Source organism: Lichenicola sp., from assembly GCF_965198575.1.
In the GTDB taxonomy this organism is placed as follows: domain Bacteria; phylum Pseudomonadota; class Alphaproteobacteria; order Acetobacterales; family Acetobacteraceae; genus Lichenicola.
Genome location: NZ_OZ240671.1, coordinates 3,907,417 through 3,920,569, shown reverse-complemented (window position 1 = coordinate 3,920,569; position 13,153 = coordinate 3,907,417). Strand labels below are relative to the sequence as shown.

Below are 13,153 nucleotides of genomic sequence, written 5' to 3'. Positions count from 1 at the left end.
GATCCGGCAAGGCATGATGTAGTGTCATGCCCTCGTCATGAAGCATGTCGGCACGGCAGGTCGACGCCGCAAGGGTGGAGCGCTTCCCGATCCAGGCGCCGCCAGAAGCGGGTTAGGCGGACTGCTCCGCCGGCCGCTCCTGCCCATACACGAACACCGGGTTCGCCTTGCTCTCGGCGACGTCGCGGTTGATCACCACTTCGTCGACATTCTCGAGTCCGGGCAGGTCGAACATCGTGGTGAGCAGAATCGCCTCCATGATCGAGCGCAGGCCGCGCGCGCCGGTCTTGCGGGCGATCGCCCTGAGCGCGATGTGTTTTAGCGCGTCCTCGGTGAAGGAAAGCTTAACGCCCTCCATCTGGAATAGCCGTGCGTACTGCTTGACCAGCGCGTTCTTCGGCTTGGTCAGGATCTCGATCAGCGCCGGCTCGTCGAGGTCCTCGAGGGTGGCAACCACCGGCAGGCGACCGATGAATTCCGGGATCAGCCCGAACTTCAGCAGGTCCTCCGGCTCGACGTCGCGCAGGATGGCGCCGGTCCGACGCTCCTCCGGTGCCTGCACGTGGGCACCGAACCCGACGCCGGCACCCTTGCCACGCGCACCGATGATCTTCTCGAGGCCCGCAAAGGCGCCGCCGCAGATGAACAGCATGTTGGTGGTGTCGACCTGCAGGAATTCCTGCTGCGGGTGCTTGCGTCCGCCCTGCGGCGGCACCGAGGCGACCGTGCCCTCCATGATCTTGAGCAGGGCCTGCTGTACGCCCTCGCCGCTCACGTCGCGGGTGATCGAGGGGTTGTCCGACTTGCGGCTGATCTTGTCGATCTCGTCGATATACACGATGCCGCGCTGCGCCCGCTCGACGTTGTAATCGGCCGACTGCAACAGCTTGAGGATGATGTTCTCGACATCCTCACCAACATAGCCTGCCTCGGTCAGCGTCGTGGCGTCAGCCATGGTGAACGGCACGTCGAGGATGCGGGCCAGGGTCTGAGCCAGCAGCGTCTTGCCCGAGCCGGTCGGGCCGACGAGCAGGATGTTCGACTTGGCAATCTCGACGTCGTTGTTCTTGGCGCCGTGAGCCAGCCGCTTGTAGTGGTTGTGGACGGCGACGGAGAGCACCTTCTTGGCATGGAACTGGCCGATCACGTAGTCGTCCAGGACCTTGCAGATCTCCTTCGGCGTCGGCACCCCATCCCGCGACTTCACCAGGTGGGTCTTGTGCTCCTCGCGGATGATATCCATGCACAGCTCGACGCACTCGTCGCAGATGAACACGGTTGGACCGGCGATGAGCTTCCGCACCTCGTGCTGCGACTTGCCGCAGAACGAGCAGTACAGGGTGTTCTTCGAGTCGCTCGACTTGGTCATGGCCACTCCTACCCCAACGGCGGCCGGGTCGCGCCGTCATGGGTCAAGCCGGGCAGACTAGACCTGCCCCAGAAACTTCATCAAGTGCCGAGGATCGACCGGATCGCCGCATCACGCAACCGAGAGGACGCGTTCGGCAGTCCGGCCATCCGTCGCACGGGCTGACATGGGGCGCCTGGAGCGGCGCCGCCAGTCTCAACCGCGGTTGGCAGCATCCTCGGACGACGGCACCGGCCGGTTCTGCAGCACCTCGTCGACGATGCCGAACTCCTTGGCCTCCAGCGCCGACATGTAGCTGTCGCGCTCGAGCTTGCGCTCGATCTCTTCCAGCGTCTGGCCGGTGTGGGTCTCGTAGATCTCGTTCAGGCGCTGGCGGAGATAGAGTATCTCCTTGGCCTGGATCTCGATGTCGCTGGCCTGGCCCTGCGCACCACCCGAAGGCTGGTGCACCATCACGCGGGCATTCGGCAGTGCCAGCCGCTTGCCCTTGGCACCGGCCGCAAGCAGCAGCGAGCCCATCGACGCGGCCTGCCCGATGCAGAGCGTGTTCACCGGGCTGCGGATGTACTGCATCGTGTCGTAGATCGCGAGCCCGGCCGACACCACACCGCCCGGGCTGTTGATGTAGAAGGAGATCTCCTTCGTCGGGTTGACGCTCTCCAGATGCAGCAGCTGGGCGCAGATCACAGCGGCGACCTGGTCGTACACCGGCCCGGTCAGGAAGATGATGCGGTCCTGCAGCAGCCGCGAATAGATATCGAACGCCCGCTCGCCGCGGGAGGTCTGCTCGACCACCATCGGCACCAGGGCGTTGTTGTAGATCTCGACGGGATCACGGTCCCACATCTGCTCTAATCCTGACCTGAGGTGGCTGGCCCGGCATGGGGGATGACGCCCCATGCCGGCCGGCTCGTTTGATGGCGCCTGGGCATCCGGTCCACACAAGATAGAGACTAAATGCGCCCGTGCTAGTCCCGGCGCCTGCCTTGGGGTCAGGCCTTAGAGTTCGGCCGGCGGGATCTCGGCCAGCTCCTCGGGGGTCACGACCTTCTCCTCGACCTTGGCCAGCTCGAGCACGTAGTCGACGACCTTGTTCTCGAAAATCGGCCCGCGCAGGGTTTCCGCCGCCTGCGGGTTCTGCCGGAAGAAGTCGATGACCTGCGCCTCCTGCCCCGGGTAGCGGCTGGCCTCGGCCCGCATCGCGCGCACCATCTCGTCGGAGGTCACGGTGACGCCATTGGACCGGCCGATCTCGGCGAGCAGCAGCCCCAGCTTCACCCGGCGCTCGGCAATCCGGCGGTAGTCGGACCGCAGCGTCGCCTCGTCCTTATCCTTGTCTTCCTCGTCCAGGCGGCCGGCCTTCTGGTCCTGCTCGACGCGCGACCAGATCGACTGGAACTCGCCCTCGACCATGCCTTCCGGCGCATCGAACGGCGTCTGCAGGGCCAGCTGGTCGAGCAGCTCGCGCTTGATCCGCATGCGAGACATCTGGTCGTATTCCTGCCTGACCTGGCCGGACAAAGCCTCGCGGACCTGCTCCAGCCCCTCGAAGCCGAGCTTCTTGGCGAGGTCGTCGTCGATCGCCGGCTCGATGGCGCGCTTCAGGGCCTTGGCGGTGATGTCGAAGGTGGCCAGCTTCCCGGCGAGCTCGGTGGCCTGGTAGTCCTCGGGGAAGGTCACCTCGATGGTGCGGCTCTCGCCCGGCGCCAGCCCGTCGAGCTGCTCGGCGAAACCGGGGATGAAGCCCTCGCCGCCGATCTCGACATTGACGTCCTGGGCCTCGCCGCCCTCGAACGGGACGCCCTCGACCTTGCCGAGGAAATCGACCGTCAGCACTTCGCCGGTGGTGGCCCCGCGGGTCTCCTCGATGGTCTCGAAGCTGCGCTGGCGCTTGGCGATGTCGGCCAGCGCCTTGTCGACCGTCGCCGGATCCGGCTCGGCCTTCAGGCGGGTCAGCGACAGCTGCGTCAGGTCGGGCTGCACGATCTCCGGCAGCAGCTCCAGCTCGACGGTGAATTCGAGGTCGGTGGCGCCGGTCGGCTCGGCGCCGCTGACCAGCTCGACCTTGGGCTGGCTCGCCTGCCGCAGGCCGCGCTCGGTCATCAGGTCGCGGGTCGCGTCGTTGACCGTCTGCTCGAGGATCTCGCCGGTTACGGCGGTGCCGTAGCGCTGCCGGACCACCGCAAGCGGGATCTTGCCCGGACGGAACCCGGCCAGCTTCATGGTGCGACCGAGCTCGGTCAGCTTGGCGGTGCGCTTGCTCTCCAGCTCGCTTGCCGGCACCACCACGGTGAAGCCGCGCTTCAGACCCTGGTTAAGGGTTTCAGTGACCTGCATGAGCCAGGCAATCCTCTCGTGTTCATACGACGCTGCCGACGACCCGATTGCGCGGAGCGTCGGCGATGGGGCTGGACCGGAAGCCGGCGTGGTCAGGCTGGCTGGCCCTGGCCAAGCTGGAACGGGCAAGACTGGTGCGGGCGGAGGGACTTGAACCCCCACGACTTGCGCCACCAGAACCTAAATCTGGCGTGTCTACCAATTTCACCACGCCCGCCTGGGTGCTGCTGCCGAGCCGCCAACCCGCTTCCGCGAGGGCCGGCCTTAGCTCACGCGCCCCCGCTAATCAAGCCCGCGAGAGGCAAGGGCAGCCCGGCGCACATCTCGCGCGCCCTCTTGCAGGCGTCCGGCAGATGCAGCGGCAGGTCCTCGGCAATCAGACCGTCGCCCGCCAGCCGGCCGGCCTCGCCATGCAGCCACACCGCTGCCGAGGCCGCCTCGAACGGCTCCATGCCCCCGGCCAGGCACGCAGCGACGATCCCCGACAGCACGTCGCCCGATCCGGCGGTGCCGAGCCAGGCGGTCGCGTTGTCGTTGATCGAGATCCGGCCGTCGGGGGCGGCCACGATGGTGTCGGAGCCCTTCAGCAGCAGCACGCCACCGAACGACGCCGCCGCCCGGCGGGCGGCCCCTGCCCGGTCGTCGCCGGGGTCGCCGAACACCTTGCGGAACTCGCCCGCATGCGGCGTGGCGACACTCACCCCGCGCAGTCGCTCCGGTGAGCCGGCCGCCTCGGTGAGCGCCCCGGCATCCGCCACCACCTGCCGCCCCGCCGCCAGCAATGCCGGCAGCGTCGCCCGGACCTCGTCCGCCCCGAGACCCGGGCCGCATACCCAGACGTGTCGGCGCTCATCCTCGAGCAGCTCCGCCAGCGGCTGTTCATCCACGATCAGCCCGGCGGCGCCCATCCGGTAGATGTCGGCGCCGTGCTCGGCGGCGATCCGCACCAGCCCGGCGCCGGCGCCGCGTGCGCCCGCCGCCGAGAGCCGGGCGGCGCCGGTCATGTGCGCGCCACCGCACACGCTGACCACGCCGCGGCTGTATTTGTGGCTCTCTGCGCCGACCTCCGGCAGCCGCCACAATCCCGGCTGGTTGTGCCAGGCGGCGATGGCGACGTCGTCCGGGTGCCCGCGGATGCCGATATCGGCCAGTTCAAGCCGCCCCAGCAATGCCCGTCCGGGCAGCAGCAGGTGGCCCGGCTTGCGGCGATGGAACGTGACCGTCATCCAGGCCTGGGGCGCGTAGCCACGGACCGCCCCGGTCGCGCCGTCGACGCCGCTCGGCGTGTCGACCGCCAGCAGGCGCCCGGCCGCAGCCAGGGTTTCGGCGATCACGCCCTCCACCGGCCGCGCGAGCCCGGCGCCGAACACCGCATCGATCACCAGCCCGGCCCGCGCCGCCTGCCCGGGTCCGAACTCCACCAGAGGACCGCGCCAATCCGCCGCCGCCCCTGCCGCATCGCTGCCGGCCCGGGGTGGCGCAAACGCCGCCACCGACACCGGCCACCCCTGCTGTGCCAGCAGCCGTGCGGCGACATACCCGTCACCGCCATTGTTGCCCGGACCGCACAGCACCAGCGTCGGGGACGGCTTCGTATGCCGCATCGCCGCGCGCGCCACCGCCCGCCCGGCATGCTGCATCAACGCCTGCACCCCGCCCGGAACGGTGTCGGCGGCGTGGCGGTCTATGCGTGCCATCTGGTCCGGCGTCAGGAGCTCGAGCGAGGGGGGAATCGGGTTCATGCGCAGTCTCTCCTCTTGCCCTGCGCGGTCGGGGCGTGTTGCATCCGCGCGCCTGAAACCTGTCCGCCAGACCGCAACGCACGAGGCCGCCATGAACTCCAACACTCTCGCGAATACGGTGACCTCACCCGGCGGCACGATCCTCTGGGGCCTGGTGCTGGCCGTCCATCTTCTCGGCATGGCGGCCTGGCTGGGTGGTGCGGCCTACGCCCTGTTCGTGCTGCGCCCCAGCCTCGGCCTGCTCGACACGACGCAGCGCAACTCGGTGCAGCTCCAGACCCTGCGGCGCTACTTCCGCCTGGTCTGGCACGTCATGCCGCTGGTGCTGATCACCGGCTGGGCGATGCTTGCCGTCCCGCTTGGCGGCTTCTCCAACCCGGACTGGCACATCCAGGCGATGCAAACCCTGGGCGTGGTGATCGCCGGGATCTTTGCCTACGCGTTCTTCGGGCCGTTCCGGAAGGTGCGGCGCGCGATCCGGCCGCAGCAGGCGAGCTTCGACACGATCCGGTCGCTGGTCAGCGTCACCCTGCTGCTCGGCATCCTGGTCGTGGTGATCGCCTCGCTCGATCACTCCTTCTGACGCCAGGTCGATCCGGCAGCGCGTCGCAGGCTCGCCCGGGACGCCCCATCCCAAGGTCGTGCGGCGGCTGTCATCCGGACTGGCGCACGGGGCGGTGGAGAGGCCGGCTTCCGGCAACCGAGAATGCCCAGGTTGCCGCGCCGAGCATGCTCTGCACCAGGGTGGCCAGCCAGGACTGGCCGATACCCACCAGCGCCGAACCGCGATCGGGGCCCTCGGTCGCCAGAACCACGAGCGGCTGCAACAGGTGGAGGTCGAGCACCATCACCAGCACGCTGAAGCCGGCTATGCGGGCATACGTGCCGCCGGGCAGACGGTCCCAGACCAGGCCCGCCAGTGCCACCGTGGCGGTCGCCGGCTCGAGGGCGGTGACGTAGGCGGGCACCAGGACATGCATCCCGTACGGCATCGTATAGACGGCCGCATGAGCGAGGTCGCCGGCGGAGGCCAGGAGTGGGCGTGACAGCCAGGCGGCCAGCATGCCGCCGACCGGAAACGCCAGCACGGCGATGGCAAGACCGGAGACGATCAACTGCCAAGGCCGGAGCGGGCGCGGTGTCGTCCAGCCGACAAGGCAGGCGATCACCAGGAAAGGCACCAGCGCCGGCAGGTTCGCCAGGAAGGAGTAGCTCCAGGCGGTGGTGACCACGGCATCCATCAGGGGATGGCGGATCAACCTCTGGAAGAGCATCGCCAGCAGCACGAACAGCAGCAGGCATCGAGCTGGCTTCGACAGACCGTCGAGTGAGGGTGTCGCCAGGCGCCACACGACCAGGGCTGCGACCGCCATCGCCGCCTGCGTCAGGAACACGAGCAGCCCGCCCGCCGGGTAGTCGGCACTGCCGGGCAGGTGGAGCAGCTGGACGGCAGCCGCATGGACGGTCAGCGCACAGACGGCGGTCAGGATCGTGCCTCCGACCAGTCGGAGCGGGCGGAACGGGATCCTGTTCAGGAGAACCGCATCGTCGATTTCGGGTGGTGCCGCGCCGTCACCGGGCTCGTCGCGTGTGCAAGCCAGTGGCTTGGGCGTGACGCACCGAGACCGGGCATCGCCGTGTTCCTACGCGGCCTGGTCGAGCTCGCCGCGGACCGGCACCGTGCGGTCGCGCAGATGCACCGCCGCACTGACCAGCGCCACATGCGAGAATGCCTGCGGGAAATTGCCGACCTGGCGGCGCAGATGCGGGTCGTATTCCTCGGCGAGGAGGCCGAGATCGTTCGACAGCCCGCAGAGCCGCTCGAACAACGCCTCCGCCTCGGCGTAGCGGCCCAGAAGCACGTAGCTATCCACCAGCCAGAAGCTGCAGGCCAGGAACGCGCCCTCGCCGCCGCTCAAGCCGTCCGCGGTCTCGTCGGTGCGGTAACGCAGCACGAAGCCGTCGACCAGGAGCTCTCGCTCGACCGCCTCGACGGTGCCGACGATGCGCGGATCCTCTGGCGGCAGGAAGCCGATCACGGGCAGCAGCAGCAGGCCCGCATCGAGCGAGTTCGAGCCGAAGGCCTGGGTAAAGCTGTTCTTTTCCCGGTTGAACCCCTGCTCGCAGATCATCGCGTGGATCTTGTCGCGCACCCCACGCCAGCGCTCCAGCGGGCCGGGCAGGCCGTAATCCTGGATGTCGCTGATCGAGCGATCGAACGCCATCCAGCAGAACGCCTTCGAGACGGTGAATTGCTTGCGGCCGCCGCGAACCTCCCACATGCCCTCGTCCGGCTCTTCCCAGATGGTCTCGAGATGTTCGAGCAGCCCGACCTGCAGCGACCAGCCGTAATTCGCCTCGCGCAGGTTCTCGCGACGGGCCAGATGCAGCGCGCTGATCACCTCGCCATACACGTCGAGCTGCAGCTGTCCGGCGGCAGCGTTGCCGACCCGCACCGGCAGCGATCCCTCGTAGCCCGCGAGCCAGGGTACCTCCCACTCCATCAGCTGCCGCTCGCCGGCGATCCCGTACATGATCTGCAGCTGCCCCGGGCTGCCGGCGATGCTCCGGTGCAGCCAGTCCCGCCAGCGCCTCGCCTCGTCGTAGTAGCCACCCGACATCATCGCCATCAGCGTGAGGGTGGCATCGCGCAGCCAGCAGAACCGGTAGTCCCAGTTCCGCGGGCCGCCGATCTGCTCGGGCAACGACGTCGTGGCCGCCGCGACGATGCCGCCGGTCTCGGCGTAGGTCAGCGCCTTGAGGGTCACGAGCGAACGCAGCACGGCCTTCTTGTGCGGTCCCTCATAGGCGCAGCGTGCGGCCCAGTTTTCCCAGAACGACTGGGTGTGCTGGAGGGCGGCATCGACGTCGACCGGTTCCGGCGCCTCCCGGTGCGATGGGCCGTAGCTCATCACGAAGCTGATGCGCTGGCCCTCGGCCACGCTGAAACGCGACACGGTGCGCATGTCCTCGCCCTCGAGCGGCGCCTCGGTACGCAGCACGACAAGAGCCGGGCCGGCGATCGAGGTGGTGCCGGACTGGTCGGCCATCCGGGTGACCCAGGGCACCGATGCGCCGTAATCGAAGCGCAGCTTGAGCTCGCTGGTCATGTCGACTTGCCCGCTGCGGCCTTCGACGATCCGCACGATGGTCGGCGCCGGTGCATCAACCGGCATGAAATCGATCACCGCGACCTGCCCGCCATCGGTGTCGAATATCGTCTCCAGCACGAGGCCGCTGTCGCGGTAGCTCCGGGTGCTGCTGGCTGGGCCGGCCGGCGCCAGCAGCCAGCGGCCGTTATCCTCGGTGCCGACCAGCGCCGCCATGCATGCAGCACTATCGAACCTCGGCCAGCACAGCCAGTCGATAGATCCATTGCGACCGACCAGGGCACAACTCGCGCAATCGCCGATGAGCGCGTAATCCTCGATGGCGAGCGGAGAGTATGACAAGCTGTGCACCTCATCGTGACCGGAACTGGCTGAACGGAGGCCATGGGAGGCCGGTTCCCGCCTTGGATAAAACGACCGCCCACGAAACGGGTTGTGCGTCCACCGGCGGCTGGAAGCTTGACTTTTCTGGCTTATATGAGGATACGCAGCATCGCCCGGCCTGCTGGCGCCAGGTTCCTGGAGTGGTTGGTTCCGGGCCTCCGGCGAGCTGCGCATCAAGCAGGCGACATCGCAGCCGGGACGTCAAGCCTACCGCCGACCTGTCCGCTGCGTCCGCGGCCGACGCCAAGCGGCACGCCTCCTTGTTCCGCTAACTGACAGGTTCGAGAAAGTTTTGAGCGACACCATACCCGGCGCGACCGAAGGTCAGACTGCTGACCCGACCCCGAAGACCGACGGTCAGACCGTTGACCCGACTCCGAAAAAACGAGCCCCGGTGCGCCGGACCCGCAAGAAGGCGGTTCCGGTTCCTGGCGACTCGACGGGCGTGTCGGACGCTGCCGTGCCGGTCGCGGCAGCCGAGCCGGTGCCAGACGCAGCACCCGACGCGGCCCCGGCGGTGGCGTCCGAGACCTCCGCCATGCCCAAGGCGGAACCGGTCGGGGAGGCTGTCGCCGACGTCGCTGAGGTGGAAAACCCGCAGCCGAGCCAGGTGCAGGGCGAGCCCGAGGCGGAGTCTGTCGAGCTGACCGGTGCGCCGATGCATGTCGGTGGTGCCGGTTCCGGCGCGGCCGTCGCACGGACCCCGGACGTCGAGGACGCGGAGAGCGACGCGCAGGACGTTCCGTCGCGTTCACACGATTCGATGGCTGACGTCGTGATGGTCAATCCGCCGGTCACCGAGGCCGAGGCGCTGCCGCTGTTCTCGACCCTCGGGCTGTCCGAGCCGATCCTGCGGGCGATCGAGGAGATGGGTTACCGGCATCCCACCCCGATCCAGGCGCAGGCGATCCCGTTCGTGCTGGCCGGCCGGGACGTGCTGGGCGTCGCCCAGACCGGCACCGGCAAGACCGCAAGCTTCACCCTGCCGCTGCTCGACATCCTCTCCGGATCGCGCGCGCGTGCCCGGATGCCGCGCTCGCTGATCCTGGAGCCGACGCGCGAGCTCGCTTTGCAGGTCGCCGAGAACTTCGTGATGTACGGCAAGTACACGAAGCTGACGCACGCCCTGCTGATCGGCGGCGAGAGCATGCAGGACCAGAAGGCGGCGCTGAATGCCGGCGTCGACGTGCTGATCGCGACGCCGGGTCGGCTGCTCGATCTGTTCGAGCGTGGCGGCCTGCTGATGACGCAGACCCGCACGCTGGTGATCGACGAGGCCGACCGCATGCTCGACATGGGGTTCATCCCCGACGTCGAGCGCATCGTCACGCTGCTGTCGCCGACCCGGCAAACACTGTTTTTCTCGGCCACCATGGCGCCGGAGATTCGCAGGCTTGCCGACGCGTTCCTGACGAACCCGAAGGAGATCTCGGTCAGTCGTCCGTCCGAGATGGCGACGACGATCATCGCGGGCCTGGCCGTGGTGGAGGAGGTCGACAAGCGCAAGGCGTTGCGCCGGCTGATCCGCGCCGAGGACGTGCTGAACGCGCTGATCTTCTGCAACCGCAAGCGCGACGTCGACGTGCTGTACAAGTCGCTGACGAAACACGGCTTCTCTGCCGGCGCGCTGCATGGCGACCTGCCGCAGAGCGTGCGCACCTCGACGCTCGAGAAGTTCAAGCAAGGCGAGATCAAGCTGCTGGTGTGCAGCGACGTGGCCGCCCGCGGCATCGACATCGGCGGGCTGAGCCACGTGTTCAATTTCGACGTGCCGATCCATGCCGAGGATTACGTCCATCGCACCGGCCGCACCGGGCGCGCGGGACGATCCGGCCACGCCTACACGCTGGCCACGCCGTACGATCGCGGTTTCGTCGCGGCGATCGAGAAGCTGACCGGCCATTCCATCCCGCTGCTCGAGGTCGAGGGCATCACCACCGCCGCCTGGTCCGAGGATGATCGCGGCCGTCGTGGTGGTGGCCGGGGTCGTCCGAAAACTCCGGACCGGCGGGACGGCCGTTCGGGCAGCGCGCCGCCAGAACGTCACGCGGAGCGGCAACCGGACGAGAAGCGGCTCGCGCCGGCGCGTGATCGTACGCCGCGTGACGCTGCCGAATTGCCGCGTCCCGACTCGCGGGAGCGTCCGGATCAACGGCGTCGGGCCGAGCCTGCGCGTGGCGCCGGGACGCCGGATCGGGGCGCCGACACACGTCGGCCGCAGACCGAGCGCCGGCCCGAGCGGGCACCGGATCATCGGCCGGTTCAGGACGCCCGGGGCCAGGACGTCCGGGGCCAGGATGGGCGCGCCGCCGACGGCAGACGCGAGACGCGGCATCGTCCGGACGATCTGGGTCCGGCGTTGATCGGGTTCGGTGACGAGGTCCCGGCGTTCATGCGCCTGCCCAGGCGGGTGCGTCAGCCGGAGGCTGTGGATGTCGAGCAGGACCATCCCGACATCACCTTTGACCAGGACTGACCGCCTCCCGGATGCCGCACCCGCGGTGTCCGCCGCCGGCGCCGAGCCCTCCTACAGCGTCCGCATCGACAGCCTCGGCAGCGAGGGCGACGGTGTTTCGCGGGAACGAGGTGCGCCACTGCACGTCGCATACGCGCTCGGCGGCGAGACCGTCATGGTCCACCCGGTCGGGCGCGGCCGGGCGATCGCCGGGCAGGTGCTCGAGGCCAGCCCGGATCGGGTGACGCCACCATGCCGGCTGTTCGGACGCTGCGGCGGCTGCGTGCTGCAGCATCTCGACCGAGCGGCCGCCCTTGCCTGGAAGACCGGACTGGTCCGCGACGCCCTGCGCAACGCCGGCTTTACTCCGCCTGCCGAGATCCTGGCCGTGCAAAGCCCGCCCTCGACGCGGCGGCGCATGGACCTGGCGGTCAGGCGCGGACCGGAGGGCGTGATCATCGGGCTGCATGCGCGTGGCAGCGACGAGGTGGTCGCGCTGACCGAATGCCACGTGCTGTTGCCGCGGTTGTTCGAGCTGATCGCGCCGCTCCAGCTCGTGCTGACCCGATTGCAGGGATTGCGGAAATCCGGTTCCGCCAGCGTCAACATGCTGGAGAGCGGGCCCGACATCCTGCTTTCGACCGACGCCGAGATGGTGCCGCGCGACCGCACCATCCTTGCCGAGTTCGCGGCCGCTCAGGGCGTCCCCCGGATCGCCTGGCAGCTGGCGGGCGGCCGGGCGGTCGTGGAAACCCTGTGCAGCCTGGCGCCGTCGATCCATAGTTTTGGCGGCGTGACGATCACGCCGCCTGCCGGGACCTTCATGCAGGCGACCCTGGAAGGTGAGCGCGCGATCACCGATGCGGTGCTGGCCGCCCTCCCCGACCGGCTGCCGCGCAGCGCCCGGATCGTGGAGTTGTATGCGGGCTGCGGCACCATCAGTTTCCCGCTCGCCACCCGCGCCCGGGTGATCGCCTACGAAGGCGACCAGGCGTCGGTGGCCTGCGTGCGTGCCGCGGGATCCGGACACCGGGTCGAGATCACCCAGCGCGACCTGAACCGCCAACCCGTGATGGCGCGTGACTTTGCGGGTGCGGCCGCGATCGTGCTCGATCCGCCGCATGCCGGCGCCGGTGCCCAGGCCCGCGAGCTTGCAGGGTCCAACGTCGGGACAGTCATCTATGTGAGCTGCAACCCGACGGCGTTGGCACAGGATGCTCGGCTGCTCGCCGAGGCCGGCTACCGGCTGGATCGGGTGACGGTGATCGACCAGTTCCTCTGGTCGGCGCGGGCGGAAAGCGTCTGCCTGTTCACCAGGACGATTCCGACGGTGCGTGGCCCGCTCCGCCGGCCGGCCCGCTGATCGGTCCGACCGGGCCGGTCAGACGTGGAAGCTTTCGCCGCAGCCGCAGCGGCCCTTCTCGTTCGGGTTCACGAACACGAAGCCGGCTGACAGGTCCTTGACCTCGTAATCCATCGTGGTGCCGATCAGGAACAGCGACGCCTTGCGATCGACCAGCACGGTCAGCCCGCGATCGGTCACCACCTCGTCGCTCGGTCCCGCCGCCTCGACCCAGTTCATGTCGTAGGAGAGGCCGGAGCAGCCCTTGGTGCCGACACTGATCCGCAGCAGCTGGCCGACATGGCCGGTCGCATAGAGGGTCTGCAACCGCTCGGCCGCCCGGTCGGACAGCGCCATCAAGGGCGGCAATGCACGGCGCCTGGTGGGCGCGCTGGCCTGGGTGCTGCTCATCTG

The 13,153-nt window shown here is 68.8% G+C and carries 10 protein-coding genes and 1 tRNA gene; 3 read left to right on the top strand and 8 right to left on the bottom strand.

Features of this window, described 5'->3' with window-relative positions; genetic code table 11:
• Positions 1–112 precede the first annotated feature (112 nt).
• The 5 genes from clpX to ACOEQ2_RS17710 all read right to left on the bottom strand — a co-directional run bounded on the left by clpX (position 113) and on the right by ACOEQ2_RS17710 (position 5,448).
• Positions 113–1,369 (bottom strand): ATP-dependent Clp protease ATP-binding subunit ClpX, encoded by a 1,257-nt coding sequence (gene clpX, locus ACOEQ2_RS17730; RefSeq protein WP_419729262.1) that lies wholly within the window; start codon positions 1,367–1,369, stop codon positions 113–115.
• Between the two features lie 195 nt (positions 1,370–1,564).
• Positions 1,565–2,215 carry an ATP-dependent Clp endopeptidase proteolytic subunit ClpP gene (gene clpP, locus ACOEQ2_RS17725; RefSeq protein WP_419729261.1) on the bottom strand — a complete coding sequence of 217 codons (651 nt, stop codon included), beginning with the start codon at positions 2,213–2,215 and terminating at the stop codon, positions 1,565–1,567.
• 153 nt (positions 2,216–2,368) lie between these two features.
• Positions 2,369–3,706 carry a trigger factor gene (gene tig, locus ACOEQ2_RS17720; RefSeq protein WP_419729260.1) on the bottom strand — a complete coding sequence of 446 codons (1,338 nt, stop codon included), beginning with the start codon at positions 3,704–3,706 and terminating at the stop codon, positions 2,369–2,371.
• A gap of 132 nt (positions 3,707–3,838) precedes the next feature.
• Positions 3,839–3,923: transfer RNA gene (locus ACOEQ2_RS17715), tRNA-Leu, on the bottom strand.
• A 52-nt stretch (positions 3,924–3,975) separates the two neighbouring features.
• Positions 3,976–5,448: an NAD(P)H-hydrate dehydratase gene (locus ACOEQ2_RS17710; protein WP_419729259.1), complete on the bottom strand. Its 1,473-nt coding sequence runs from the start codon at positions 5,446–5,448 to the stop codon at positions 3,976–3,978.
• A gap of 91 nt (positions 5,449–5,539) precedes the next feature.
• Between ACOEQ2_RS17710 and ACOEQ2_RS17705 the strand changes: the two genes are divergently transcribed.
• Positions 5,540–6,031, top strand: a complete 492-nt coding sequence (locus ACOEQ2_RS17705) for a CopD family protein (protein WP_419729258.1) — start codon at positions 5,540–5,542, stop codon at positions 6,029–6,031.
• A gap of 70 nt (positions 6,032–6,101) precedes the next feature.
• Here the strand turns inward: ACOEQ2_RS17705 and ACOEQ2_RS17700 are convergent, their stop codons facing one another.
• Together ACOEQ2_RS17700 and ACOEQ2_RS17695 are read right to left on the bottom strand one after the other, a co-directional pair.
• Positions 6,102–6,842, bottom strand: coding sequence for a hypothetical protein (locus tag ACOEQ2_RS17700; RefSeq protein ID WP_419729257.1), 741 nt, complete (start codon positions 6,840–6,842; stop codon positions 6,102–6,104).
• Positions 6,843–7,091: 249 nt separating this feature from the next.
• A complete protein-coding gene (locus ACOEQ2_RS17695) occupies positions 7,092–8,900 on the bottom strand; it encodes a glycoside hydrolase family 15 protein (protein WP_419729256.1) in 1,809 nt (602 codons plus the stop codon).
• Positions 8,901–9,720: 820 nt separating this feature from the next.
• Here ACOEQ2_RS17695 and ACOEQ2_RS17690 point away from each other — a divergent pair.
• Complete coding sequence (locus ACOEQ2_RS17690; protein ID WP_419731266.1) at positions 9,721–11,418, top strand: DEAD/DEAH box helicase; 1,698 nt, start codon at positions 9,721–9,723, stop codon at positions 11,416–11,418.
• A complete protein-coding gene (locus ACOEQ2_RS17685; RefSeq protein WP_419729255.1) occupies positions 11,405–12,760 on the top strand; it encodes a class I SAM-dependent RNA methyltransferase in 1,356 nt (451 codons plus the stop codon). Before ACOEQ2_RS17690 ends, ACOEQ2_RS17685 begins: the two co-directional genes overlap by 14 nt.
• Before the next feature lie 18 nt (positions 12,761–12,778).
• On the opposite strand, the gene ACOEQ2_RS17680 is transcribed toward ACOEQ2_RS17685, so the two are convergent.
• A complete protein-coding gene (locus ACOEQ2_RS17680; protein ID WP_419729254.1) occupies positions 12,779–13,150 on the bottom strand; it encodes a HesB/IscA family protein in 372 nt (123 codons plus the stop codon).
• Positions 13,151–13,153 lie beyond the last annotated feature (3 nt).